This is a genomic window from Rhizobium sp. CB3060, assembly GCF_025200735.1.
Classification (GTDB): Bacteria; Pseudomonadota; Alphaproteobacteria; order Rhizobiales; family Rhizobiaceae; genus Rhizobium.
This window is the reverse complement of sequence record NZ_CP104158.1, coordinates 118024-144442: the sequence shown is the minus strand read 5'-3', so window position 1 is coordinate 144442 and position 26419 is coordinate 118024. Positions and strand designations below refer to the sequence as shown.

Here is a 26419-nt window from a genome sequence, read left to right as displayed (position 1 = left end):
CAGAGATGTCCAACAGTTGGCGGCCTCTGTCAAGGCCGCCAAATAGGCGATCACAGCCGGAAGTGCTTCGACAGCTTGAGGCCCTGCGCCTGATAGTTGGAGCCGAGGCCGGAGCCGTAGAGGCTGGAGGGTTGTTCCAGCATGTGCTCGTAGACCAGGCGGCCGACGATCTGGCTGTCTTCGAGGATGAAGGGAACTTCGTGGCTGCGGACTTCCAGCACGGCGCGGCTGCCGCGGCCGCCGGCGGGGGCGTGGCCGAAGCCGGGGTCGAAAAAGCCGGCGTAATGAACGCGGAATTCGCCGACCAGGGGATCGAAGGGCGTCATTTCGGCGGCATAATGCGGCGGCACATGAACGGCTTCACGCGAGACGAGGATATAGAACTCGTCCGGATCGAGGATCAGTTCGGTGCGGCCGCGGCTATAGAGCGGCTCCCAGAAATCGAAAATATCGTGCTGCGCCTTCTTGTCGACATCGACGACCGCCGTATGGTGCTTGCCGCGATAACCGATCAGGCCTTCCTTGTCGCCGGCCAGATCGATCGAGAGCGCTATGCCACCGCCGGTGACGTTCGGCTTCTTGCTGGCGACCAGCGTCTCGCTCTCGTGCAGCGCCAGCAATTCCGGCTCGGAGAGCATGGCCTGGCCGACGCGGAAGCGGATCTGCGACAGGCGCGAGCCGCGACGAACGACGATCGGGAAGGTGCGCGGGCTGATTTCGAGATAAAGAGGACCGGAATAGCCGGCCGGGATCTTGTCGAACTCCTGGGCGCGGTCGGTGATGACGCGGGTGAAGATGTCGAGACGGCCGGTCGAGCTTTTCGGATTGGCGGAGGCGGACATGTCGGCCGGCAGGTCGAGCCGCTCCATCAGCGGCACGATGTAGACACAGCCGGTTTCCAATACCGCGCCTTCCGAGAGATCGACGACATGCAGCTTCAGCCGGTCGAGCTTGTCGGCGACAAGATGCGACGGGCCGGGCATGAAGCTGGCGCGGACACGGAAAGCATGGGCACTGAGCCTCAGGTCAAGGCTCGCCGGCTGGATCTGATCGACATCCAGTTCCTTTTCGCTCGTCAGCCGCCCCGCTTCGAAGAGCGCCGCAATTGCGCGATCGGCCAAAATTCCAGTAGTGCGAGCCATCATGCCTCTTCCATAATTTGCCGCAGACAAAACCAAACTCAGGGAATTGACGCAAGCGGTCAACGGCAGTATTGCAACTTATCCCGTGGTGATTTGGCCGGTCGGCTTGCAGCCACGTTAAACAAGTGGCTAAAAGGACCGGGGTTAAACCGGTCTGCTTTCGCGACCGGTTTTTTTGTTTTGAAAGTGGTGATGGCATGAGCAAGACTTGGCGCCCCGCAACCCAGCTCGTTCACGGCGGAACTCTCCGTTCGCAATTCGGCGAGACCTCCGAAGCAATCTATCTGACCCAGGGCTTCGTCTACGACACCTCGGAAGCCGCAGAAGCCCGCTTCAAGGGCGAGACGGATGGCTTCATCTACGCCCGCTACGGCAGCCCCACCAACGACATGTTCGAGAAGCGCATGTGCGCTCTCGAAGGCGCTGAAGATGCCCGCGCCACCGCTTCCGGCATGGCCGCCGTTTCTGCCGCCATTCTCTGCCAGTTGAAGGCCGGCGATCATATCGTCGCAGCCCGTGCCCTCTTCGGCTCCTGCCGCTGGGTGGTCGAGACGCTGGCGCCGAAATATGGCATCGAATGCACGCTGGTCGATGGCCGCTTCATCGAGAACTGGGAAAAGGCCATCCGACCGAATACCAAGGTGTTCTTCCTGGAAAGCCCGACCAACCCGACGCTGGAAGTCGTGGATATCGCCGCCGTCGCCAAGCTCGCCAACCAGATCGACGCCAAGGTCGTGGTCGACAACGTCTTCGCAACGCCGCTGTTCCAGAAGCCTCTGGAGCTCGGTGCGCACATCGTCGTCTATTCCGCGACCAAACACATCGACGGCCAGGGCCGCTCGCTCGGCGGCGTCATCCTCTCCGACAAGCAGTGGATCGACGAAAACCTGCACGATTATTTCCGCCACACCGGTCCGGCCATGTCGCCGTTCACTGCCTGGACGCTGCTGAAGGGCATCGAAACGCTCCCGCTGCGCGTCAAGCAGCAGACGCAGAATGCCGCCAAGGTCGCCGACTTCCTCGCAGAACAGAGCAAGGTCGGCAAGGTGATCTATCCCGGCCGCAAGGACCATCCGCAGGCAGACATCATCGCCAAGCAGATGACCGGCGGCTCGACGCTGGTGGCCTTCGAGCTGAAGGGCGGCAAGGAAGCGGCCTTCAAGCTGCAGAACGCACTGGAGATCGTCAAAATTTCCAACAATCTCGGCGACTCCAAGAGCCTGATCACCCATCCCGCTACCACGACGCACAAGAACCTCACCGACGAGGCCCGTGCCGAACTCGGCATTTCGCCGGGAACGGTGCGCTTTTCCGCGGGGATCGAGGACAGCGAAGATCTGGTCGAGGATTTCGCCCGCGCTCTGGCACAAGTTTCCGCCTGACTATATCTACCCAAACCCGCCCGAATATTGTTCGGGCGGGCTTACACATCTCGAAAACGAACCGTGCGCCTATACTTTCGACCGCCGACAATTAACCTTTAGAGTTATTCCTAACATCTGAAAATCCGAATGGTTTAATCCGTCAAAGGCGTTTTCACCAATCCATTCCTTGACGGAACAGGTCGCTTTATAGGATACCCCTAAGTATCCCGCTTTCCGTGGGATCATAGAAAGCGGATAAGGTGCCCTAGACTTAAATGCTGGAGCGTCCTTTGTGCGTTCGTTTGAGCGCGCGACGTTTCGGAGTAGTGACCAAGGTGTCAGGCATGTATCGCGCACTAACACACGACATCGAAGTTGTTGTCGAACCCTTTTATCTGGAGGAGCAATCCGATCCGGAAGACGATCGTTACGTCTGGGGTTACCGCATCATCATTTCCAACCACTCGACCGTCACCGTGCGGCTGGTGACGCGCTATTGGCACATCACCGATCAGAACGGCATGGTGGATGAGGTGACCGGGCCGGGCGTCGTGGGCGAGCAGCCCAGGCTGCGGCCCGGCGATACCTATGAATATTCCTCAGGCTGCCCGCTCGACACGCCATCGGGCATGATGTTCGGCCACTATCAGATGGAGACGGATGACGGGAAGCTGTTTCACGTCAAGATCCCCGCCTTCTCGCTGGATACGCCCAACCTGCTGCGGACGCTGAACTGAAGCTCGCTGGAGCGGTCGGCCTTTCACGGCATCGCCTCACCGCTCCATCTTTGCTCTTCGCACTTTCCTGAGATTGCTCAGGCGGCCGTCACCTCGGACACCTCGAAGCGATAGGTCGTCGAGCAGAACTCGCAGGTGACGGCGATTTCGCCGTTCTCCTGGCTCGCTTCGACCTCCTCGGCGGAGAACCCCCGCAACACACCCTTCAGCTTATCGCGCGAACAGGTGCAGCGGTCAAAAACCGCCTTGGGCTCATAAACGCGCACGCCGCGCTCATGGAAGAGGCGGAATAGCAAACGCTCGGTACCGACCTGCGGATCGGTCAATTCGTCGGCGTCGATCGTCTCGACCAGTGAGCGGGCTTCCGCCCAGGCGTCATCCTCGACGTGTGCGCGCAGGCTGGTGTCGCCGTCGCCGCCGTGGAAGTCCGGCTGGCGCATGCGCTCCGGAGCTTCCGGCAGGAACTGCGCTACAAGGCCGCCTGCCCGCCAGCGATGGCGCGGCTTGCCGGCCTCATCGCGATCGAACAATTCGGCGGCCCCGAGGCGGACACGCGTCGGGATCTGTTCCGACTGGCGGAAATAGGTGCCGGCGATCTCCTCGAGCGACGCGCCGTCAAGCGCTACGATCCCCTGATAGGGCTGACTGAAGCGACCCTGATCGATGGTGAAGGCGAGGACGCCCTTGCCGAGCAATTGTTCCGGTTCGGTCTTGCCGGCAGCCACGGCCTTGGCCAGCGCCTCGTCATCGAAACGGGCATAGGCGCGGACGTTCTCCGGCGTCGAGAAATCGGCGACCAGAAGGTCGACCGGCCCGTCGCTCTTCGTCTGCACGGTGAACTTGCCCTCGAACTTCAGTGACGTGCCGAGCAGCACGGTCAGCACCACCGCCTCGGCCAGCAGCCGGGCAACCGGGGCCGGATAGCTGTGCCGGGCGAGAATTGCGTCCAACAGCGGCCCAAGCTGCACGGCGCGGCCGCGGACATCAAGACCCTCTACCTGGAAGGGAACGACATGATCGTCGCCGGCAAAATCGAATTGACCCAGCGAGGCTGCACTTTCCGCCATTGCTCTACTCCTACTGCGCCCGCGACATCAAACGCGGTTCTATATCCTCAGATCGCGCCCAGGCACCAAGCAAGAATCGACTTTTGCGCATGAAGGCGGTTTTCCGCCTCATCGAAAACAACGGATTGCGGACCGTCGATCACCTCGTCCGTCACTTCCTCCCCGCGATGGGCGGGCAGGCAATGCATGAACAACGCGTCCTTGCCGGCCTGTGCCATCAAAGCCGCATTGACCTGATAGGGCTGGAAGACGTTGTGACCGCGGGCCCGGTGCTCCTGATTCATGGAAACCCAGGTATCGGTTACCACACAATCGGCGCCGGCGACCGCACGGTCGGCATCATGCGAGAGCATGATTTCGGCGCCCTCGTTGCGGGCCCAGTTCAGATAGTGATCCTTCGGCTCGGAACCAAGGGGTACGGCCATGTTCATGCGATAGCCGAAACGGGCGGCCCCTTCGACCAGCGAATGCAGCACGTTGTTGCCGTCGCCGGTCCAGGCGATGGTCTTGCCCTTGATCGGACCGCGATGCTCCTCGAAGGTCATGATGTCGGCCATGATCTGGCAGGGATGCGTGTCGTCGGTGAGAGCGTTGATGACCGGCACGGTCGCGTGCTGGGCGAGTTCCAACAGGCGCGAATGTTCGGTCGTACGGATCATGATGGCGTCGACATAGCGCGACAGCACCTTTGCCGTATCGCCGATCGTCTCGGCGCGGCCAAGCTGCATTTCCGTGCCGGACAGGAACAGCGTCTCGCCGCCGAGCTGGCGCATGCCGACATCGAAGGAGACGCGGGTGCGGGTGGATGGCTTCTCGAAGATCATCGCCAGCATCTTGCCGGCGAGCGGCTTATCGGCCGCACCCGCCTTCAGCGCCTGCTTTCGCACGATGGCATCGTCGATGATGCTGCGCAGATCGGCAGCCGCGACGGCCGAGAGATCGAGAAAGTGTTTCGGTGAAGCCATGTCCCTACCTGTACTCCAAAAATGATAACGCCCGCCGTGGGGCGCGCATAACCCCTTAAATCGGAGCCGATTTAAGGAAAGGCTTATGCGCCACTCTAAGTGTTACTGCGTCCTTTGCGCGTCCTTCGGACGCGCGGCGCAGTAATACGCCCCTACCGGCGGGCGCTGAACTCAAGCCGACTTCTTGACGCGGGCGGCACGCAGGCTTTCGGCGGCACGTTCGATGCGGGCAATGCCTTCGCGCGCCTCCTCGGCCGTGACCACCAGCGGCGGCAGCAGACGGATGACGTTGTCGCCGGCCGGCACACCCAGCAGATGTTCGGCGCGGATCGCCTGCAACAGGTCCGCCTGGGGAATGGCCGCCTTGATGCCAAGCAACAACCCTTCGCCGCGGACATCTTCGATAATATCCGGAAAACGATCCTTGAGCGAGGCCAAGCCCTGGCGGAACACCAACGCAACATCGCGCACATGCTGCAGGAAACCGTCTGATAGCACGACATCGAGCACGGCGTTGCCGACCGCCATGGCGAGCGGATTGCCGCCATAGGTCGAGCCATGCGTGCCCGCCTTCATGCCTGCGGCCGCTTCCGCGGTCGCAAGGCAGGCACCGAGCGGAAAGCCACCGCCGATGCCCTTGGCGACGGCCATGATGTCAGGCGTGATGCCGGCCCATTCATGGGCAAAGAGCTTGCCGGTGCGTCCGACGCCGGTCTGAACCTCGTCGAGGACCAGAAGCAGGCCATTCTCATCGCAAATCTGACGCAGGCCGCGCAGGAACTCGTTGGTCGCAGGGCGGATACCGCCCTCGCCCTGCACGGGCTCGATCAGGATCGCGGCCGTCGCATCGGTGATGGCGGCACGCACCGCGTCGAGATCGCCGAAAGGCACCTGGTCGAAGCCGGGCGCCTTCGGGCCGAAACCTTCGAGATACTTTTCCTGGCCTCCAGCGGCGATCGTCGCGATCGTGCGGCCATGGAAGGCGCCTTCGAAGGTGATGATATGGAATTTCTCCGGATGACCCTTGTAGAACTGGTAGCGACGCGCCGTCTTGATGGCGCATTCCAGCGCCTCCGCACCGGAATTGGTGAAGAATACCTTATCGGCGAAGGTGGCCTCCGTCAGGCGCTTCGACAACTTCTCCTGGCCTGGCACCTCATAGAGGTTGGACAGGTGCCAGACCTTGTCGGCCTGCGACTTCAGCTCTGCAACCAGATGTGGATGGGCGTGGCCAAGCGAATTCACCGCGACGCCCGCGGCGAAATCGAGATAACGCTCGCCGGTCTCCGTGATCAGCCACACGCCCTCGCCTCGCTCGAACCGCAGCGGAGCACGCATATAGGTGTCATAAAGCGGCGCGGTTTCAGCCATGGCGCATTCTCCTCAATCACAACCTTTAGGGCCAATCGTTTCCTTCGAATGAAACGGGCCCGGAAAAATCAAAAATGCCGCCTTGCGGCGGCATGGGCACTATTGATGTTTTGCACTGCGATGTCAACAAAACTGGCGATTTAGCAGGTGCGGCAGAGCACCTCTCGATGGATGGCATGTCTTCGACAACTTATATTGCATAAATGCCACTCACGTATAGCAAGTTGGGGAAAACCTCGAAATCGATTCCTCAAGATTCCCGCGACTCTTGTCACGGAGTCAGCCTCACACTAGGTTAAAAACCAATTACTAGACTGCATGCGGCGGAACTAGTCACCACAATTTTAAAGCGTTTCACGCCTCGACCCAATTCGAGGCAATGGTGAGGGATTCTGCCATCAGAAACGCGATAGCGGAGACAGGGCATGAATTGGACAGACGAACGCGTCGAGAAGCTGAAAAAGCTGTGGTCCGAAGGTTTGAGCGCCAGCCAGATCGCGGCACAGCTCGGTGGTGTCAGCCGTAATGCCGTCATCGGCAAAGTGCATCGCTTGAGCCTGCCGGGCCGAGCGAAGGCCGGTGGTGCGGCAACCACAGCTCGAGCGCCGAAGCGCAATACCTCGGCCCCACGCGCGCCGAATTACGCCTCGCGCGTTGCAACCCGCACGGTTACCCGCCAGCAGGGTGCGACGATGCTCAAGGAAGAGGTCGAGATCGATACGGTCAGCGAAGTCGAATATCGTCCGGCCGCCAATGTGGTCGTTCCGATCTCGCGCCGCCTCGGCCTGACGGAGCTCACGGAGCGCACCTGCAAGTGGCCGGTCGGCGACCCGCTGAAGGAAGATTTTCACTTCTGCGGCAATGACAGCCCGGACTCTTCGCCGTACTGCACCTACCATCAGCGGCTGGCTTACCAGCCGGTGCATGACCGGCGCCGGGCCGCGCACTGAACCACACCAGACAAAGGAAAAACGGGCCGAAAGGCCCGTTTTCTGTTTCCGCCGCTATGTTGGATGGCCAATCGGGTTGCCCCGATCAGGCCTCCCCCATCAGGCCTCCATGGAATAACCCGCGCCGCGAACGGTGCGGATGACGTCCTGCATGTTGGAGAAATTCAGCGCCTTGCGCAGGCGGCCGACATGCACGTCGACGGTGCGTTCGTCGACATAGATATCATGCCCCCACACGCCGTCGAGCAACTGAGACCGAGAGAAGACGCGGCCGGGGGACGACATCAGGAATTCCAGAAGGCGGAATTCCGTCGGCCCCAACCGCACTTCACGGCTCTTTCGGTGGACGCGATGGGTTTCGCGGTCCAGTTCGATATCGCCGCAGCGCAGTACCGTGGACAGGACCTCCGGGCGGGCTCGGCGCAACATCGCCTTGACGCGGGCCATCAGTTCCGGCGTCGAGAACGGCTTGACGACATAGTCGTCCGCGCCGGTGGAAAGGCCGCGCACGCGCTCGCTTTCCTCGCCGCGAGCGGTGAGCATGATGATCGGCAGGCGCTCCGTCTCCGGCCGCATGCGCAGCCGACGGCAGAGCTCGATGCCGGACACGCCGGGGAGCATCCAATCGAGGATCAGAAGATCGGGGATGCGCTCCTGGAGGCGCAGCTCAGCTTCGTCGCCTCTCAGGATAGTGTCGACCTCGAAGCCCTCGGCCTCGAGGTTATAGCGCAGCAGAACGCTTAGCGCTTCCTCGTCTTCTACAACAGCAACTCTCGGAACCATGCGCCTCTGGTCTCCTTCTCTTGGTGTCTACTTTATTCCGTTACCGAACCGACGGTGTTGGCGGTATCGTCCTTCGGGCGCTCGCCTTCGGGCTGGGCACCGGTCGCCATGTAATAGATCGTCTCGGCGATGTTCGTGGCATGGTCGCCGATGCGCTCGATGTTCTTGGCGCAGAAAAGAAGATGCGTGCAGGTGGTGATGTTGCGCGGATCCTCCATCATGTAGGTCAGCATCTCGCGGAAGAGCGAGGTGTACATGGCGTCGATTTCCTCGTCGCGTTCGCGGATCGACACGGCCTTGTCAGGTAAACGGGTCGAGTAGACGTCGAGCACTTCCTTGAGCTGGACGAGCGCCAGTTCGGAGAGGTGTTCGATGCCGCGGGCGAGACGACGCGGAACGCCGGTGCCCTGCACGGCGATGACGCGCTTTGCGGTGTTCTTGCCGAGATCGCCGACGCGCTCCAGATCGGCGGCGATGCGGATGGAGCCCATGATTTCACGCAGGTCCGCAGCCATCGGCTGACGGCGGGCGATGGTGACGATCGCCTTGTCGCCGACTTCGCGCTCGGCGTGGTCGAGAATGACGTCATCGGAGATGACCTTCTGCGCAAGGCTGGCATCGCCGTTTACCAGGGCGCGGACGCTGTCGCTGACCATCTGCTCCGCCAGGCCGCCCATTTCGGAAATGCGGCGCGTCAGGAACTTCAGGTCTTCGTCGTAAGCGGAGAGAATGTGTGTTGAGACCATTTTTTTATCCTCTAGGTGAAAGATGTGAAAGGAACCGCGCGGGGAGCATCATCAGCCAAAACGGCCCATGATGTAATCCTGCGTGCGGTAATCATCGGGATTGGTGAACATCTTATCGGTATCGTTCTCCTCGACCAGATGGCCGAGATGAAACATTGCGGTACGTTGCGAAACGCGGGCTGCCTGCTGCATGGAATGCGTCACGATGACGATCGTGAAGTTTTCCCGCAGCTCATGAATGAGTTCCTCGACTTTGGCGGTGGCGATCGGATCGAGCGCGGAGCACGGCTCGTCCATGAGAATGACCTCGGGACTGACCGCGACGGCGCGGGCGATGCAGAGGCGTTGCTGCTGACCGCCAGAGAGGCTGGTGCCGGCATCATAGAGCCGATCCTTCACCTCGCCCCACAGCCCGGCCTTCTGCAGACTGGTTTCGACGATATGGTCGAGATCGCTCTTGGACCGATGCAGCCCATGGATACGCGGACCATAGGCCACATTCTCGTAGATCGACTTCGGAAACGGATTGGGCTTCTGAAACACCATGCCGACGCGGGCACGCAGCTCGACGACATCGATTGAGTTGTCGTAGATATCCTGATCGTCGAGCGTGATTTTGCCGGTGACGCGGCAGGTGTCTATCGTATCGTTCATGCGGTTGAGGCAACGCAGGAAGGTGGACTTGCCGCAGCCGGAAGGACCGATCAGCGCGGTGACAGTGTTGGCGCGGATGTTCAGATCCACGTCGAACAGCGCGCGCTTCTCGCCATAATGGACCGAGACGGCCTGACCGATCATCTTGTAGGGGATCGTTATCATCTTCCTGGCCAGTGCTTTTTCGCTCGCGGCTTCCGTCATCATGTTCATTCCATCGCCTCCCGTCACCAGCGCCGCTCAAAGCGACGGCGCAGCAGGATGGCCCCGATGTTCATCGCAACAAGGAAGAAGAGCAGGACGATAATGGCTCCGGAGGTTCTCTCGACAAAGGCGCGCTCAGCTTCGCTCGCCCACATGTAGATTTGCACCGGCAGGGCCGTCGAAGGATCGAGCGGCCCTCTCGGATAGTTGGCGACGAAGGCGACCATGCCGATCAGAAGCAGCGGCGCGGTCTCGCCGAGCGCATGGGCAAGGCCGAGGATCGTACCCGTCAGGATACCCGGCATGGCGAGCGGCAAGACGTGATGGAAAACCATCTGCATGCGCGATGCGCCAAGCCCGAGCGCGGCACTGCGGATCGACGGCGGCACGGCGCGCAATGCCGAGCGGGTGGCGATGATGATCATCGGCAGCGTCATCAGGCTCAGCACCAGCCCGCCGACCAGCGAGGCGGAACGCGGCAGGCCCATAAAGTTGATGAAGACCGAGAGGCCGAGCAGGCCGTAGACGATCGACGGCACCGCGGCGAGATTGTTGATGTTGACCTCGATCAGATCCGTCAACCGGTTCTTCGGCGCGAATTCCTCAAGGTAGATCGAGGCGGCGACGCCGACCGGCAGCGCCAAGACCAGCACGGTCAACATGAGATAGAGCGAGCCGATTAGCGCGACGCCGAGACCCGCGGCCTCCGGGCGACTGGAATTGCCGGACAGGAACAGACCCGTATTGAACGCCTCGTGCAGGGCGCCGGCGGCGGCAAGCTGCCTCATCCAGGCGAGTTGCTGGTCGGAGACCTTGCGGTCCTTTTCGTCCGCCGTCAGGTCGATCTGTCCCTTGTAGGCAGAGTCGATATTGGCACTGGCGAGGAAAGTGACCTTCACCGTCTTTCCGATGACAGAGGGATCGGCCACGACCTTGTCGCGCAATGCAATGCGTGCGCCGTCCGATACCATTTCCATCGCCTGGCGCACGAGCGCCCGATTGGAAGGATCGATGCCCAGCGCCTTCACCACGGCGTCGCGTACCAGCGCCGTATAGTTGGCTGATATCAGGACCTTCGGATCACTGGCCCCCTTGCCTATGGGATCGATGACCTTCTCGGTGAACTCGATCGGCAGGGCGATGGAGGTCTGCACGAAGGCAGTGTAGCCGTTGCGGACAACGGTCGAGACGAGAATAATCAGGAAAACCAGTCCGAAAATGACGGCGGCCATCCCATAGGCACGAAAACGCCGCTCGGCCGCATAACGTCGCTTGATGCCGATATCCCGCCGCGCCGGAGCGCCTGGCGTCAATCCGCGCGACATATTCGGTGCCTGGGAGGATACGACATCGCTCATTCGTATTGCTCCCGGTAGCGGCGGACGACGTAAAGCGCGTAGACATTCAGGCAAAGGGTCAGACAGAACAGCGTTATGCCGAGTGCGAAGGCAACCAATGTCTGCGGTGACGTGAATTCCGGATCGCCGGTCAACTGACTGACGATCTTCACCGTGACCGTCGTCATCGGCTCAAAGGGATCGAGCTGCATGCGGGCCGCAACGCCGGCAGCAAGTACCACGATCATCGTCTCGCCGATCGCCCGCGACGCCGTCATCAGCAGCGCGCCGACGATGCCCGGAAGGGCCGCCGGCAGGAGGACGCGCTTGACCGTTTCCGAGCGCGTGGCGCCAAGGCCGAGCGAGCCGTCCCGCAGCGACCGCGGCACGGCCATGATGATGTCGTCGGACAGAGAGGAGACATAGGGAATGAGCATGACGCCCATGACGAGGCCGGCGGTCAGCACGCTCTGCGCCTCGATGAAATTGGCATAATTGCCGGTCAGCAGGCCATTGAGATCAGCCGAGATATCTCTCAGGAAAGGCCCGACCGTGACGAGCGCAAAGAAGCCATAGACGATGGTCGGAATGCCGGCCAATACTTCGAGCATCGGTTTGGCGACGGAGCGCACGCGCGCCGAGGCATATTCGGCCATGTAGATCGCGGCAAACAACCCGACGGGAACGGCGACCAGCATGGCGACGAAGCCGATATAGAGCGTGCCGGCCAGCAACGGAATGAGGCCGAACGTGCCAGACGTTTGTGAGCCGGCGCCGGTGAAGCGCGGGTCCCAGACGGTACCGAAGAAGAACTCGGCAGCCGGAACCATGTTGAAGAAGCGGGCGGCCTCCGACAGCATCGAAGCGACGATGCCGACCGTCGTCAGCACGGCGATGGAAGAGGCAATGATCAGGCCGCCGAGAATGACCTGTTCCACCCGGTTGCGGGCGCGAAAACGCGGCGCGATGGCACGCAGGCCGTGGATGGCACCGAACAACGAAAGAATGATGGCCGCCACGGACATGACGACATGGCTCACATGCCGCATGCCGTTATATTTATTGGCGGCGTCTATCATATAGCCGGTCGGCCGGATAGCGAGCGGGATGCCTTTCTGTGCCAGGACCAATTGCAGATCGGCCGAGCCGTTGGCGACGTTGGCAAGGTCCCGGTCATCGAGCTGGCGCATGCCATGGGCGATGCTGCGCACTATGCCGTAGGTGAGCTTAAGTTCGGCGGTCGAGAGGGATTTCACCTCCTCCGGAAAGGATTCGACCACGAAACGGTCGATAACCTGCGGGCTGACCACCAGCCAGGCGCAAATCAACGCCAACGCCGGCAATACCGCCCAGATGGCCGCATAGGCGCCGTGGTATCCAAGCCGCGAATGTATGGCCGAGGATCTGTTGCCCGACAGCGCAGCCGCTCTCGTCCGCCCCAGCACGAAAGCAAAGGCGCCGATGATCGACAGACACAACAGCAGCAGTGACAAACTCATTCCCATTCCCCGGCGAACGCCGGCACGGCGGCAAGCCGCGCCGACGGGCAGTCCTTATGCAATCACATGATCTTCCCGTCCGCGAAATCCTTGCGAATCTGGTCACGCTCGGAATCCGGCGCCGGCACCAGGCCGTATTCGGCAAGCGGGCTGTCCGGTCCGATCATCTGATCGCTCGTGAAGAAGTCGACATATTCCTTCAGGCCCGGAATGACGCCGAGATGCGCCTTCTTGACGTAAAAGAATAGCGGCCGCGACACTGGATAGGTGCCGTTGGCGATGGTCTCGCCCGAGGGCACGATGCCGCTCACCGGCGCGACCTTCAGCTTGTCGGCATTGTTCTGATAGAAGTAGAGGCCGAAGACGCCGATGCCATGCTTGTTGGCATCGATGCGGGCGAGCGTCTCGGGATAATCGCCGTCGATATCGACCGCCGCGCCGTCCTTGCGCACCGCAATGCATTTCTTGGTCTGCTGATCGGGATCGGAGACCGTCGCCTTGATGACATCGAGCGCACCGGAGCCCTTGCAGCCGGCGGCGAGCACCTTCTCTTCGAAGACCTCGCGCGTGCCATGCTTCTCACCGGGAATATAGGCTTCAATCTCAAAGGCCGGCAGGGCCGGATTGATCTCCGACCACTTCTTATAAGGATTGGGAACCAACTTGCCGTTCACCACGACTTCGGCCGCCAGCGCCTTATAGAGATCGGCCGGCACGAATTTCATGTCGGGATTGCTTTTGTCGAAAGCGAAGACGATGCCGTCGTAGCCGATCTTGACCTGCTGGATATCGGCAACGCCGGCAGCCTTGCAGGCCTCGACCTCGCTAGCCTTGATGGGGCGCGACGAATTGGCGATATCGATGGAATCGGGGCCGACGCCCTTGCAGAATTCCTTGAGACCGGCACCGGAGCCGCCGGATTCAACGACCGGCGTTTTGAAATTCGTGAAGGTCTCACCAAAACTCTCGGCAACGATCTTGGCATAGGGGAATACGGTGGAGGAACCTGAAATCTGAATCTGATCACGGGCCGCGGCGGCGCCAGCGAAAGCGGCGGATGCAACCAACGCGATGACAGACAGTTTCAACGTGTCCATGGTGAACCCTCCCTGACGGGCTTTGAAGAGCGCGACGGCGAACGGAGCATCCGCCTGTTCAACATCTCTTTTTTAGCGGTCAAAGCACCGCCCTTTTATGTCAGGCGAGTGAAACAATTATGACAGATCAACCCCTTGAAATTTATCAATGAAGTTGCGCCGAAAAGGGGTGATTTACGAAGGCGTTCAGAAGCGGACCGTAAAGTCCGTTCCTTTCCCGACTTCCGACTTGACGATCAGCCGTGCGCGGTGACGGGTGAGAATATGCTTGACGATGGCGAGCCCGAGGCCGGTGCCTTTTTTCGAGCGGCTGTCTTCTACATTGACGCGATAGAAGCGCTCGGTCAGGCGCGGCACGTGTTCCGCCGGGATGCCCGGCCCTCTGTCCGAGATGATGACCTCGACGGCCTGGCCCAGTTCGTTCAAGACGGAAACCTCGACCACCTTGCCTTCCTGACCATATTTGCAGGCATTCTCGATCAGGTTTTCGAAGACCTGCACCAGTTCGTCGCGATCACCCAGCACTTCCACCTTCCCCGGCGGCAGATGCAGATTGATGGTGACGTCGAGATCGTCGGCAAGCGGCAGCAGCGCGTCGCGGACATGGCCGAGCAACGGCACGAGATCGACCTTCTGATCCGGCGCGATGTGCGATTTCAGCTCCAGCCGCGACAGCGACAGGAGATCGTCGACCAGGCGACTCATGCGCGTCGTCTGGTCGAACATGATGCCGAGGAAGCGCTGCTGCGCCTTCGGATCCGCCTTGGCCGGCCCCTGGATGGTTTCGATGAAACCGCGGAGCGAGGCGAGCGGCGTGCGCAGCTCATGGCTGGCGTTGGCGACGAAATCGGATCGCATGCGGTCGATATGGCGGAGTTCGGAGATATCGCGGAAAGACAGCGCAAAGAAGGTGCCGGGCTCGATGTCAGTTTCCGGCAGATCGACCGGGGCGATGCGGACGACATAAACGCGCTCGGACGGCAGGCGCTCGGAATGTTCGATCTGGTTCGGCGTATTGGTGGTGATCGTCTCGCGCACCATGTCGAGCACGCCTGGGGAGCGCAGCTTGGCGGAGATATGAGCATTGAGCGGAAAGGCGCCGAACGCTTTCTCGGCGGCGGCATTCTGCATCAGAACGGACGCCTCGCGGTCGATGATCAGCACCGGCACGTCGAGCGCGGCAAGGCCGGAGAACACGGTGCGAAGCACGGTTTGCGGATCGGTAGGAACCATCTCGACGGGTGCCGGCGGCGCGGCCTTCTCAATGAGCGGCCGGCGAATCAGCGCGACGATCGCAACGACCACCCAGAGCCAGAAAACGATGCCCGTATTGATACCCTCGATAAGCGCCAAAACGGCGATCAGCGTCGCCAGAACTAGCATGGCGATCTCCTGCCGCAGCCGTGCAGCCAGCTTTCTGAGGAATGACCATTCGTCTTCCAAGTGTACCCGTCCCTTTGCCTGTCATAGCGGAATCCAAGACTCTGGGTCTTAGCGGGGATTCATGACAGAAGTTTTCGGCTCTATCCACACAAGCCCGCAACTGACAACAATAAATGTAGCCGGCGAATGAGGATGTCCGCAAAAGGCTTGAAAATACTGGATAAATGACCCAACTTGCCCGTGAGGCTTTTTTTGCCGCACGGGCAGATATCGTTAAGATGGCGTAAATTGCGGAGGAGCAGAGCACATGGCAGAGGACGTGAAAAGCCGTGCGGTGGAGCTGGATATGCATGGCAAGACGCGCATATTCGATGTCGATGACCCTGTGCTGCCAGACTGGATCGACGACGAGGCGCTTGCTTCCGGCGGCTATCCCTACAAGAAGAAGCTAAAGGAAGAAGAGTATCTGGAAGAGCTGGAAAAGCTGCAGATCGAGCTCATCAAAGTGCAGTTCTGGCTGCAGGCGACCGGTAAGCGGGTGATGGCGCTCTTCGAAGGCCGCGACGCCGCCGGCAAGGGTGGTGCGATCGCGGCAACGTCGGCACATATGAACCCCCGCCTTGCGCGCGCCGTGGCGCTGACCAAGCCGACCGACCGGGAAGCCGGGCAATGGTATTTCCAGCGCTATGTCGCCCAGTTCCCGACAGCGGGCGAATTCGTGCTGTTCGATCGTTCCTGGTATAACCGCGCCGGTGTCGAGCCGGTCATGGGCTTCTGCACGCAGGAGCAATACGAGCAATTCCTGAAGCAGACCCCGCATATGGAAAAGCTCATCGTCCAGGACGGCATTTTCTTCTTCAAATTCTATCTCGATATCGGCAGGGAAATGCAGCTCAAGCGCTTTCACGACCGACGCCACGATCCGCGCGCCGTGTGGAAGCTCTCCTCCATGGATATCGCGGCCCTGACCAAATGGAAGGACTACAGCGAAAAGCGCGACCGGATGCTGAAGGAGACGCATATGGACTATGCGCCATGGACGGTGATCCACGCCAATGACAAACGTCGTGCGCGCCTCAACCTCATCCGTCACATTCTGCTAGCGCTTGATTATGACGGCAGGGACGAGAAGGCGATCGGCGAGATCGACGACAAAATCCTTGGCATGGGATTGCATGTTCTCAAATAGGCAGGATGCACCCTAGCCTTACTGCCCCGGCAGGACGCGGATTGCGTAGATGTTGATGCCGCGCGCCTTGCCGTCGACATCGCTGTTTATGATCAGGCGACCCGGTGTCGTGGGCGCAAGCGAACGATCGTAGCGGACCTGGAACAGCGCATCAGTCTTCTGGCGGGTAACGTCGAAACGATGACGGCCGCAAGAGCCGAGCGAGCCGAAATCGCACTCGACGGTGATTTGCGTCGGTGTATCCGAGGTGGACTGCAGCGTAAGCGCGACGGTCGACGATTTTCCGGCCAATTGCTGCAGCACGTTTGCCGGCACTTCGACGGATGCGTTGCCATCGGCACCGCTGGTCTCAGAGGTCAGCCGCACTGCGGGGCCTTCGTTTTCCGAGACATTCTCGGCCTTGGCCTGCGGGCCGCTGGCGACTTTGGCCAAGTCGGTCGGCTTGAAGATCTCGATCCACTCTTCCGAGAAGCTGTTCTGCGGATCGATCGTCGCCAGCCCCGGATTGGCGGGGGGGCCACTGTTATCGTCGTCATCGGACGTATCGTCGGCATTGTTGTTGCCGTTGAAATCCTGGGAATCGACATGCGCGGGCGGATTGGGAACGCTGGTGTCGCGCTGGGCCGCCGTCATGAACACGCCCGAGGTCTTGATCCACCAGGCACCGACACCAAGGAAGGCGAGGAGGATGCAGAAGACCAGCAGGCGGGAGAAGAACTTGCGCGGCTTGCGGCGAACGGCGGCACGCTCGGGCTTGAAATTCATCGACCGCGTTGCGGCCGGCGCGGCGACGGCCTGGCGTTCATCGCTATCGGCGCCGAGATGATCGGCGGGGCCGGCTCGCATGTCGCCAAAATCGCTTTCCGGGGCGGTGGGTTCGACGGGAACGGAGGCTTGGCCGGCAACAGGGTGGTCGCGCGTCTCGCCGCGAACGCTCATGACAGGCTCCTGCTCCTGTCGCTGCTGCATCGGTCGCGGGGCCTGCTGTTGCGGCGGCGCGGGCGGCACATAAGGCGCCTCCACCTCGGGGGCAGCAGACGGTTCCGGCGGGCGGGCACGCTCCTCGCCTTCGATCGCCCGGATGGTCGCCTCCAGGCGTTGGCGCTGAGCCGAAATAATGCCGATATCGGTAATGTCCTGCTTGCGAAGCCCGGCTTCGAGCGCCTGTCGCGCCGATTGATAGATACGAGCCCGGATTTCCGGATTGGCGCGCTCGGATCGCTCCAACGCGCTTCTGATAGCCGTTTCTAATCCGCTCACATCAGGTCCTTTACTCTCACTCGCGATGCGCCCGCATACTCTACCGCAAAACGACCATTTCTTTACTATTCGCTAACCGAATTCGGTAACGCCCCGACCGGCAATGTGCAAGTCTCTCGAAAAGAGGCGCGAACACTCGGGCGGGGATAAATGGCAAAGACGACACAAATGGGGTGGCAGCAGGCAGCAGGGGAAGGCCTCAATCGCGGATGCCGTCAATCACTATTGCCTATTGCCCATTGCCTACTGCCTGCCATCTTCCCCTCCCGACGCACATCTGCTATCCCTTTGACGTTTTCGTAAACGTCAAATACGGATGATGTTCATGGCCCTTCCCTCCGTCCTGACCGAGCGCCTGCGGCTGCCGGTCGTGGCCTCTCCCCTCTTCATCATCTCGCATCCGGCTTTGACACTGGCCCAATGCAAGGCCGGTGTCGTCGGTGCGTTTCCGGCGCTGAACGCCCGGCCGGAGAGCCAGTTGGACGAATGGCTGGCGATGATCACGGAAGATCTCGCTGCGCATGATGCGACGCATCCCGAACGCCCGTCGGCTCCCTTCGCCGTCAATCAGATCGTCCATGCCTCGAACAAGCGGCTGGAACACGATCTGATGCTCTGCGTCAAATATAAGGTGCCGATCGTCATTTCCTCGCTCGGCGCCGTGCCGGAGGTCAACGCGGCCGTGCATTCCTATGGCGGCATAGTGCTGCACGATATCATCAACAACCGTCATGCCAATTCGGCCATCCGCAAAGGAGCCGATGGGCTGATTGCGGTGGCAGCAGGCGCAGGCGGCCATGCCGGCCAGCTCTCGCCTTTCGCGCTCGTTCAGGAAATCCGCGAATGGTTCGACGGGCCGTTGCTGCTTGCCGGCGCGATCGCCAATGGCGGCGCGATCCTGGCGGCCCAAGCGATGGGCGCGGACATGGCCTATATCGGCTCGCCCTTCATCGCCACTGAGGAGGCGCGCGCGGCGGAAGCCTACAAGCAGGCGATCGTCGACGGCGTGGCCGCCGATATCGTCTATTCCAACTTCTTCACCGGCGTCCACGGCAACTACCTCAAACCCTCGATCCGCGCCGCCGGCATGGACCCGGACAACCTGCCCGAGGCCGATCCTTCCAAGATGGATTTCGAAACGGCGACGACCGGCGCCAAGGCCTGGAAGGATATTTGGGGCTCCGGCCAGGGAATCGGCGCTGTCAAAGCAATCGAACCGGTGGCCGCGCTTGTCGATCGGCTGGAGGCGCAGTATCGTCAGGCGCGCGCCCGGCTGGCGCTCTGAGAACGCTCGAAAGCGCGCCTGCTTTTTCACAGGCCCCTCGCTTTTTTTCCAATCGGCAATTTGAGCGCTTGAAATCTCGGCGCATTGACTGTATCAGCGCCATGCAAATCGCAGGGCCATACCGATCGGCCCGGAATGCCGCTTTAGCTCAGTCGGTAGAGCACATCATTCGTAATGATGGGGTCACGTGTTCGAGTCACGTAAGCGGCACCACTCCAATAAACGCAAATACTTGACCCAACTATTCAACAGCGATCATTGGCTCGATGGCGAACCTAGGGCCAAACTTGGGCGCAGTGCCCTCGACCTCGGCCAAGAACAGGTGGTTCCGGTCGTTGACGCGGAGCGCCGTCCGCGCCTTGAGTTGCGAAGTTCAAGTGGGCCCGATGAGTACCTCGAAATCGAAGATCGCCGTCTTCCTCGATTGCGAGCGTCAAATACGCGATGCCGCGGTGACGATCGGGCGTAGCGCCCACGCAGGTCGCTCGGATTCGCACCGTTACTGCGATTCCTCGCGCTTTTCTGCGAGATAGAAGAACCGCGTTAATCTCCGCTCTGACGCGAGGTGAGCGGTCATATTCAACATAACCTGTCTACGTCGGAACCAGTCTTCGCCCTCTTCTCTAATCAACGCATTCGCGCGGCGCTCGCGGGCGTCGCGCCAGCGGCCAGCGATCTCGGCGGCAGCTGCAGCACGGTCGACAGTCTGCAACAGCACAAGGCCCGCCGCGGTCATGGCGCTTTCATTAAAGCCGGGCGGTACGAAAAGTGCATTGGATGCATCGAGGACCAGAGCGCAACGGCCGTCGATCTCCAACTTCGAAAGGGCTCCGGTCACGACGAGCGGATCGGTGAAGACCAGGCGCCCGCCAGCTTTCAAAAGCCGTGCCCAATCCCGCAAAGCGGAGTGCCGGTCGGGAAGATGAGAGATAGAGTCGATACACACAATGGCGTCGAATGTGCCGTCTTCGAACGGGAGTGGTTCCCCGCCGTCGAGCACGACAAACTTGGCTAGATCCGTGAGTCCTCGCTTCACCGCTTCCGCTGTCGCGCTTGACACGCCTTCAGGCACGATGTCGATGCCCAGGAGGCGGCAGCCGGTTTGCTCTACCAAAGCAAGGGATGGGCCGCCGGCCCCGCACGCTACATCGAGAACGCACGCGTCCGGACCTAGCCTCAGAAGGGCGGCGATCTCGGCCTGCTCAGCTGGACCGCGCCAACTTTCCTGCCCGAAATCCTCGCCGAAAGCCTCTCTGCGGATTTCTGACGCAAGTTGGCCGTAGATGCGTGTGTATTGCGAGCCATAGAAGGCATCGCTGCTCGCCGGATTGTGCTCGGACATGCCGGATAGTCCCCTTCGCCCCAGCGTAGGTTGCCAGAAAAACGGCTTTCCGTCAAAAATGCGTCGGTATGGATAATCGTGCAGTTGTCAGCAGCCGCTGCGGCAATACCATACCCCTGCGGACAAGCCCCTACTGGTCAAGTTCAAGCAATTCGGGGCTTTAGACGGATGGTGGACGTTTGGTCTTGATGGGAGGCGTGCACGGTTTGGATGGATAGTAGTTGACTTATAATAAGTTCAACTTAATGATTTGTGATCTGGTTGGATTTGACCCCTGATCGGATCGTGCAAGCAGCCCGACCGTTTGATCGGTCGGGCTGCTTGGCTTCGAGACCGAGAAACCGCGGTTCAGGCGGCAAAGGGTTTGGCGACGGCGGCTATGCCCTGATGAACAGGGCGCCCACCAAGCCAAAAACCACGATCGACTGCAAAATGAACATTGGCCATTCGGCTGACATTGGCTTTCCTCCTGTTTTTATGAACATAGGGAAGCACTAATGTTTGTCGATTGTCATGTAATCACTTTGATTACGAGAGGCAGACACCACTTCGTACGCCGCTGTTATTGTGCGTCGAGGATGAAGTTCATCGATACATTAAGAACACGCGAAGGTGGGCGGCTTACAAAGCCGCTCTATACCCTTCTATCCTATCTCGGCGCTGCCACCGCCGAAGCATCTTCTTACACGACTATGACTTTTCGCCATGCGCTGAAATCACGGCGCGTTTTGCCTGCTCGCCTGCTGATTCGCCCAGAGCGCCTCGTCAGTCAGACGTTGCCGGATCTCCTGCTTTTGCTCGGCAATCATCGCGGAAATGAGGAAAGCATCGACGATCCACCAGATGCCCAGCGCAGCTAAGAGGGCGATGCCGATGACAATGAATGTCGTAAGCCAACCGAGTACGAACAGAAGCAACTGCACTACGCCGCTGCCGGTTCTACCGAGGTAAAACCGGTGAGCGCCCAGAGTGCCAAGAAAGAACCAAAGCAAGTAGGCTGCGCCCACCGATTTTGCTTCATTGGTCACACGTTGTTCAACCAATATTTGCTCTTGCGTGGAAAGCCCCATTTTCCCTCTCAAGTGATTTTCCGGCGCAAGCCCCCTCACGCCATAATAGATCGGCGCATTAAAACTCACGCCTAGATAGAGAATTGCAACTGCATCGAAGTGAAGTCAAGCATTCGACCGCCGTCTATTTGTGATATTCGTCGAAACCGGCGCGCAATGTGCGTCATCCATCCTTTTGCGTCACCATCATCCGATCCATTCAGAGGAACCATCATGATCCACGTTCTCGCCATCCTCACCGCGCAGCCCGGCAAGCGTGCCGCCGTGCTCGAAGCCTTCCAGGCGAATGTTCCGGCCGTGCATGCCGAAGACGGCTGCATCGAATATACCGCTGTCGTGGATGTCGAAGGCGCCGACCCGGCGTTTGGTCCCGATACATTCGTGGTGGTCGAAAAATGGGAAAGCATGGCGGCGCTTAAGGCACATGCCGCTTCGGCGCATATGGCCGCTTATGGGGAGAAAGTGAAGGACCTTATGGCCGCGCGCGCCGTGCATGTGCTGAGCCCGGTCTAAGTCGCACATTACGACAACGCTCCAACGGCGCCCTTTTGGCGCCGTTTATTATAACCCGCTTGCCTGGGTTAGCTGGTTGCCTGCTCAGTACCAGGGATCGTAGTAGCGGTCACGCCAGTAAGGGCGATAGTACCCATGGCGGTAGCCCCAATAATCCCCACCGCGCCAGTAGCGGTCGCGATAGTAGTAGCGATGGTAGCCGTAGCTTGGGCCGACATAGAAGCCGAAGCCCGGCGAGATCACGACGCTGGGACCGTAGTGCCGATGATGGTGGTAATAGTACCGACGATGAGCATCAGCATTGGTTACTGGCAAAGCGAGGATACCCAGCGCTACTAACGCCGTTGCGATGATCCTCATTTCTCTTCTCCTTACACGCATCCGTAAGGCCGGCGATACCTATGCCGGCCCGGATCACATCATTCCCGCACAAGCGGGGTATGGAGTTAAACGCTCAAGGGGAATGCATGTTCCGGAAGCTAAAGCTATGAGGTATGGGAGAAATACGGCCTGTACGCGCGGGCCTGGCGATTAAGCTCCGTTCCGTATGGACGTCAGGATGCGTCCCGTCAGTCCAAAATCTCCTAAGATGCTGGGCGACTTCGAGCAGCTTCCGTTGCGCCCACCAGCTCGCGCACCGCCTCCTGGATCAGCCGGCAGGCATCGACGGAAGCACGGCGGCCATTGTGGGCGAGGTGATAGGAAAGCGGCAAAATCTGATCCGGATTGACGATCCGCACCTTGTCGGCAATCGGCGCGGCGCTGACGCGGCCGAGAAACGAAACATAGCCATGATTGGCGACAAGGTCGACGATGACGGGAAGCGAGTCGGCCGAAGTGATGTCGCGGCCGCGAAACCGGCGACGGTCGCCGCTGTCGTAGCCGAAGGCCGTGGCCGCATTGCCGATGCCGGTGCGCGAGCTCGGCACGCAGAGCGGATGGTTTTCGACCAGCGCCGTCACCGTCTGTTCCGTGCTGCCAGGCGGCGCGATCGCTACCATGTCGGTTGCCACCAGCTCCATATGCTCGAAGGCATCGAGACCGAAGACGGAATCGACGATGGCGACGTCAATGCGGCCGGATCTCAGCGCCTCACGCAAATCGTCGGCGGTCATCAGCATCAAGGACAGCGTGTTGCGGTTACCGCTGATGTTCCAGCGCGCCACAAGGCTGGCGAGCGAGCGGGCCACCCAGCTCTCCGAGCCGGTCGGGATGATCGACCCGATGCGCACGGCCCGCGCCGCCCGCTGAAATCGCTCGTCCGCCGCCGCCTTCATCTCGTCCCAGGCCTCCGCGATACCGGCAAGGATGGCATAGACCTCGCGACCGACGTCGGTCAGCACCGAACCCTGCGCCTGTCGTTCAAACAGGCGGCAACCGAACAATTCTTCCAGATTGGCGATCTGCAGCGAAAGCTGCGGCTGACCGAGACGCAGGCGGCGGGCGGCGCGATTGATGCTGCCCTGATCGGCGACCTCCAGGAAACGTTCAATGGTGGCGATCCTCAACGGTAGCCGCGCAGCCCATTGGGGATAGTCCTGTGGTGCGGGAGGTTCTTTCGTCAGCACCGAGAGTTGCCGCATGGCGGAGAGGATCGGCTGCAGGCCCTTCTGCACCTTCGAGCTGGCAAGCAGGGTGGCGAGCTCGCCCGATGCTCGCTCGACGAGCTTTATCGCCAGCTCCGTCTCCAGCCGCCGAAGCGCGCTCGACACGGTCGAGGCCGAAAAAGAGAGCCTGCGGGCCGTCTCCCTGACGGAGCCGATCGAGAAAACCGTGTCGGCGATGAACAATGCCCCGAGATACAAGCCGGCCATCCTTTCGAGCCTGCCACATACCCTGCCTCGCACGCGGCCGAACCAACATGCCGGCACGATATGATGTGTTCTCAAAAAAAGATATCCCAAACCAAAAGAGCGAGGACTATCGTTCGATGACCGCCTAACTGACCCTGCTCAACCCAAGAGATCGGAACGGCGGCGAAACGGGTAAGGGGAACAAAAACAAACGCACTTGCCCCCGAAAAAAGAAATCTATTTTCGCGCTTATGCCGGGCACCCTCGTCATAATCGCGCGGCGACTGCAGGTGGCGGACTGGCGTGTCATCGATTTTTCGGTGGCGAGCGCTATCTCCCAGACGCAGACAGGACTTCGCATGCGGGTTCTTCGGCCCGCAGTCATATGTGGCGTGTCCGGGGACCGGATTTGAACCGAACGGATACGCCAGACTAACGGTTCAACGGGGTACAAAGGGAAACATCATGTTCAAGAAGTTCGCACTCGCCGCCGCGCTAACGGCTTTCGTCGCCAGTGGTGCCAGCGCTGCCGACGTCGTGGTCTCCTCAAAGATCGACACGGAAGGCACGCTGCTCGGCAACATCATCTTCGCCGCGCTCAATGCCAACGGCATCAAGGCGAAGGACCGCATCGCGCTCGGCACGACGCCCGTTTTGCGCAAGGCGATCACGGCCGGCGAAATTGACATTTACGCCGAATATACCGGCAATGCCGGCTTCTTCTTCAACAAATCAGACGATCCGGCCTGGAAGAACCTGCAGCAGGGTTATGATCTGGCGAAGAAGCTCGATTACGATGCCAATAAGATCGTCTGGCTGACGCCCTCGCCCGCCAACAACACCTGGGCGATCGGCGTTCGCAACGACGTCGCCGGCCCGGCCAAACTCAAGACCATGTCCGATTTCGGCAAGTGGGTTGCCGGCGGCGGGCCGGTCAAGCTTGCGGCGTCTTCCGAGTTCGTCAACTCGCCGGCGGCTCTGCCGGCCTTCCAGACGACCTACAACTTCCAGATCAAGCCAGAGCAGGAAGTCGTGCTCTCCGGCGGCGACACGGCAGCGACGATCAAGGCTGCGGCCGACCAGACCAACGGCGTCAACACCGCCATGGTCTACGGCACTGACGGCGCCATCGAAGCGGCTGAACTGACGGTTCTCGAAGACGACAAGAGCGTGCAGCCGGTCTATGCGCCGACGCCGATCATCCGCGAAGCCGTATTGAAGGCCAATCCGAAGATCGAGGAAGTTCTGGCCCCGATCTTCAAGGGCCTGACTGCCGACGTGCTGCGCAAGCTGAACGGCCGCATCCAGGTGGACGGCGAGCCGGCCAAGTCGGTTGCCGAATCCTACCTCAAGGAAAACGGCTTCCTGAAGTAAGACTTTACCTATCACCCCTGCGGCTCCGCTTTGATAAGGTGGGGCCGCATGGATATTTGATGAGGCATGATCTTATCCAAAAACCGCCTCGCCGGTTTTGGCATGCGCTGACGGAGCTTGCTTGATGGAAGATGCGCTAGCGGTCCGCAGGGTGGACCGTCTCGGAGTGGTGCTGGTGGCCGGTGGCTGCCTCGCGGCGGCGTCGATGCCGTTCATCATCGTCAAGGCAAACCGCATCGCCGCCGGCAAGCCGCAATTGCTGACGCAGCTCCTCGCCCAGCCCGTCGCGCTGGCACTTCTCCTCCTTCTCGTCGCCACCGCCCTTGCCGCCCTTCTCCTGCGCAACCAGCTCGTCCGCCTCGCCATCGCCACGCTCGCCATTGCCCTTCTGATCGTCACGCTCGGCTTCGTCTCGACTGCGGCCACGCCTGCCGGCAGCACCGTGGCGCGCATTACGCCGGGCGGTGCCTTCTGGGTGCTGCTCGCGGTCATCGGCCTAGTGATCTCGGATGCACTGGTGAAGCTGCGGCTTACGCCATGGCTTCGGGTCGCCTCGCTCGCGCTCTATGCCGCGATCCTCGGCATCATCCTTAGATCCGGCCTGCTCGACAATCTGTCGATCATGAAGGAATACGCCAACAATGCCGATAAATTCTGGAACGAGGCGCTTGGCCATGTGTTCCTCTCGCTCGGCTCGGTCGCCATCGCCATCGTGCTTGCCCTGCCGCTCGGCATCTTCTGTTATTGGCAGCCGAGGCTTCGCGCCGTCGTTCTGCGCGGCCTGAGCCTGGTGCAGACCATTCCTAGCCTCGCTTTGTTCGGCATTCTTATGCTGCCGCTCGGCTATATCGCGGCGCACGTCCCTTTCGCGGCCGCGATCGGCGTTCAAGGCATCGGCACCGCGCCGGCGCTGGTGGCGCTGGTGATCTATTCGCTGCTGCCGATCGTCGCCAACACCGTCGTCGGGCTTGCCGGCGTCGACCCGTCGGTGCGCGATGCCGCTGCCGGCATGGGGCTGACACGCCGGCAGATCCTGACCGGCATCGACCTGCCGCTCGCCTTCCCGGTCATCCTGACGGGTATCCGCATCGTGCTGGTGCAGGCGATCGGCCTCGTCACCGTCGCGGCGTTGATCGGCGGTGGCGGTTTCGGTCTCTTCATTTTCCAGGGCATCGGCCAGACGGCCAATGATCTGGTGCTGCTCGGCGCCGTGCCGACGGTCTTTCTCGCATTCTCATCGGCCGTCATCCTCGATGCGGTCATCGACAGCATCCGAGGGCAACACGCATGACCG

General features: G+C 60.7%; 24 protein-coding genes, 1 tRNA gene and 1 riboswitch. Of the genes, 9 read left to right on the top strand and 16 right to left on the bottom strand.

The window, feature by feature from the left end; all coding sequences use genetic code 11:
• Positions 1-50: 50 nt before the first annotated feature.
• Positions 51-1145: a 2'-deoxycytidine 5'-triphosphate deaminase gene (locus N2601_RS00725; protein ID WP_199773514.1), complete on the bottom strand. Its 1095-nt coding sequence runs from the start codon at positions 1143-1145 to the stop codon at positions 51-53.
• A 72-nt stretch (positions 1146-1217) separates the two neighbouring features.
• Positions 1218-1296: riboswitch (SAM riboswitch) on the top strand.
• A gap of 43 nt (positions 1297-1339) precedes the next feature.
• Here N2601_RS00725 and N2601_RS00720 point away from each other — a divergent pair.
• Positions 1340-2524 (top strand): O-succinylhomoserine sulfhydrylase, encoded by a 1185-nt coding sequence (locus N2601_RS00720; protein WP_104821930.1) that lies wholly within the window; start codon positions 1340-1342, stop codon positions 2522-2524.
• A gap of 326 nt (positions 2525-2850) precedes the next feature.
• Positions 2851-3243: a Co2+/Mg2+ efflux protein ApaG gene (gene apaG / locus N2601_RS00715; protein WP_104821929.1), complete on the top strand. Its 393-nt coding sequence runs from the start codon at positions 2851-2853 to the stop codon at positions 3241-3243.
• Positions 3244-3320: 77 nt separating this feature from the next.
• On the opposite strand, the gene N2601_RS00710 is transcribed toward apaG, so the two are convergent.
• From N2601_RS00710 to N2601_RS00700, 3 genes are all read right to left on the bottom strand, one after another.
• Positions 3321-4310: an Hsp33 family molecular chaperone gene (locus tag N2601_RS00710; RefSeq protein WP_104821928.1), complete on the bottom strand. Its 990-nt coding sequence runs from the start codon at positions 4308-4310 to the stop codon at positions 3321-3323.
• Positions 4311-4357: 47 nt separating this feature from the next.
• Positions 4358-5275, bottom strand: coding sequence for an ornithine carbamoyltransferase (gene argF / locus N2601_RS00705; protein WP_104821927.1), 918 nt, complete (start codon positions 5273-5275; stop codon positions 4358-4360).
• A 171-nt stretch (positions 5276-5446) separates the two neighbouring features.
• On the bottom strand, positions 5447-6646 hold the full coding sequence (locus tag N2601_RS00700) for an aspartate aminotransferase family protein (RefSeq protein WP_104821926.1): 1200 nt from the start codon (positions 6644-6646) through the stop codon (positions 5447-5449).
• A 425-nt stretch (positions 6647-7071) separates the two neighbouring features.
• Here N2601_RS00700 and N2601_RS00695 point away from each other — a divergent pair, with 425 nt between their 5' ends.
• The gene (locus tag N2601_RS00695; RefSeq protein WP_104821925.1) at positions 7072-7596 is read left to right on the top strand and encodes a GcrA family cell cycle regulator; all 525 of its coding nucleotides are present in this window, start codon (positions 7072-7074) and stop codon (positions 7594-7596) included.
• A gap of 99 nt (positions 7597-7695) precedes the next feature.
• On the opposite strand, the gene phoB is transcribed toward N2601_RS00695, so the two are convergent.
• The 7 genes from phoB to phoR all read right to left on the bottom strand — a co-directional run bounded on the left by phoB (position 7696) and on the right by phoR (position 15299).
• Entirely contained in the window at positions 7696-8379 is a 684-nt protein-coding gene (gene phoB / locus N2601_RS00690; protein WP_004128368.1) for a phosphate regulon transcriptional regulator PhoB, read from the bottom strand.
• 32 nt (positions 8380-8411) lie between these two features.
• On the bottom strand, positions 8412-9125 hold the full coding sequence (phoU, locus tag N2601_RS00685) for a phosphate signaling complex protein PhoU (protein ID WP_104821924.1): 714 nt from the start codon (positions 9123-9125) through the stop codon (positions 8412-8414).
• Positions 9126-9176: 51 nt separating this feature from the next.
• The gene (pstB, locus tag N2601_RS00680; protein WP_104821923.1) at positions 9177-9992 is read right to left on the bottom strand and encodes a phosphate ABC transporter ATP-binding protein PstB; all 816 of its coding nucleotides are present in this window, start codon (positions 9990-9992) and stop codon (positions 9177-9179) included.
• A gap of 14 nt (positions 9993-10006) precedes the next feature.
• A complete protein-coding gene (gene pstA, locus N2601_RS00675; protein WP_104821922.1) occupies positions 10007-11341 on the bottom strand; it encodes a phosphate ABC transporter permease PstA in 1335 nt (444 codons plus the stop codon).
• On the bottom strand, positions 11338-12819 hold the full coding sequence (pstC, locus tag N2601_RS00670) for a phosphate ABC transporter permease subunit PstC (protein ID WP_104821921.1): 1482 nt from the start codon (positions 12817-12819) through the stop codon (positions 11338-11340). Before pstC ends, pstA begins: the two co-directional genes overlap by 4 nt.
• Positions 12820-12881: 62 nt before the next feature.
• Entirely contained in the window at positions 12882-13916 is a 1035-nt protein-coding gene (locus tag N2601_RS00665) for a substrate-binding domain-containing protein (protein ID WP_104821920.1), read from the bottom strand.
• A gap of 186 nt (positions 13917-14102) precedes the next feature.
• Complete coding sequence (phoR, locus tag N2601_RS00660; RefSeq protein ID WP_104821919.1) at positions 14103-15299, bottom strand: phosphate regulon sensor histidine kinase PhoR; 1197 nt, start codon at positions 15297-15299, stop codon at positions 14103-14105.
• Between the two features lie 307 nt (positions 15300-15606).
• On the opposite strand from phoR, the gene ppk2 reads away from it, so the two are divergent.
• Complete coding sequence (ppk2, locus tag N2601_RS00655) at positions 15607-16488, top strand: polyphosphate kinase 2 (RefSeq protein ID WP_104821918.1); 882 nt, start codon at positions 15607-15609, stop codon at positions 16486-16488.
• An 18-nt stretch (positions 16489-16506) separates the two neighbouring features.
• On the opposite strand, the gene N2601_RS00650 is transcribed toward ppk2, so the two are convergent.
• Positions 16507-17748 (bottom strand): hypothetical protein, encoded by a 1242-nt coding sequence (locus N2601_RS00650; RefSeq protein WP_104821917.1) that lies wholly within the window; start codon positions 17746-17748, stop codon positions 16507-16509.
• 325 nt (positions 17749-18073) lie between these two features.
• Here N2601_RS00650 and N2601_RS00645 point away from each other — a divergent pair, with 325 nt between their 5' ends.
• Positions 18074-19033: an NAD(P)H-dependent flavin oxidoreductase gene (locus N2601_RS00645; RefSeq protein ID WP_104821916.1), complete on the top strand. Its 960-nt coding sequence runs from the start codon at positions 18074-18076 to the stop codon at positions 19031-19033.
• 137 nt (positions 19034-19170) lie between these two features.
• A tRNA-Thr gene (locus N2601_RS00640) sits at positions 19171-19246 on the top strand.
• A 286-nt stretch (positions 19247-19532) separates the two neighbouring features.
• On the opposite strand, the gene N2601_RS00635 is transcribed toward N2601_RS00640, so the two are convergent.
• Positions 19533-20375 carry a class I SAM-dependent methyltransferase gene (locus N2601_RS00635; protein ID WP_104821915.1) on the bottom strand — a complete coding sequence of 281 codons (843 nt, stop codon included), beginning with the start codon at positions 20373-20375 and terminating at the stop codon, positions 19533-19535.
• Between the two features lie 716 nt (positions 20376-21091).
• A complete protein-coding gene (locus tag N2601_RS00630; RefSeq protein ID WP_104821913.1) occupies positions 21092-21445 on the bottom strand; it encodes a TM2 domain-containing protein in 354 nt (117 codons plus the stop codon).
• A 213-nt stretch (positions 21446-21658) separates the two neighbouring features.
• Between N2601_RS00630 and N2601_RS00625 the strand changes: the two genes are divergently transcribed.
• A complete protein-coding gene (locus tag N2601_RS00625; RefSeq protein WP_104821912.1) occupies positions 21659-21958 on the top strand; it encodes a putative quinol monooxygenase in 300 nt (99 codons plus the stop codon).
• A gap of 84 nt (positions 21959-22042) precedes the next feature.
• Here N2601_RS00625 and N2601_RS00620 read toward each other — a convergent pair whose 3' ends face one another.
• Complete coding sequence (locus N2601_RS00620; RefSeq protein WP_158704415.1) at positions 22043-22273, bottom strand: hypothetical protein; 231 nt, start codon at positions 22271-22273, stop codon at positions 22043-22045.
• A gap of 269 nt (positions 22274-22542) precedes the next feature.
• Positions 22543-23763: a LysR family transcriptional regulator gene (locus N2601_RS00615; RefSeq protein ID WP_104824971.1), complete on the bottom strand. Its 1221-nt coding sequence runs from the start codon at positions 23761-23763 to the stop codon at positions 22543-22545.
• Positions 23764-24216: 453 nt separating this feature from the next.
• Between N2601_RS00615 and osmF the strand changes: the two genes are divergently transcribed.
• Positions 24217-25125 (top strand): glycine betaine ABC transporter substrate-binding protein OsmF, encoded by a 909-nt coding sequence (gene osmF, locus N2601_RS00610; RefSeq protein ID WP_104821910.1) that lies wholly within the window; start codon positions 24217-24219, stop codon positions 25123-25125.
• A 124-nt stretch (positions 25126-25249) separates the two neighbouring features.
• A complete protein-coding gene (locus tag N2601_RS00605; RefSeq protein ID WP_104821909.1) occupies positions 25250-26416 on the top strand; it encodes an ABC transporter permease in 1167 nt (388 codons plus the stop codon).
• Positions 26417-26419: the final 3 nt, after the last annotated feature.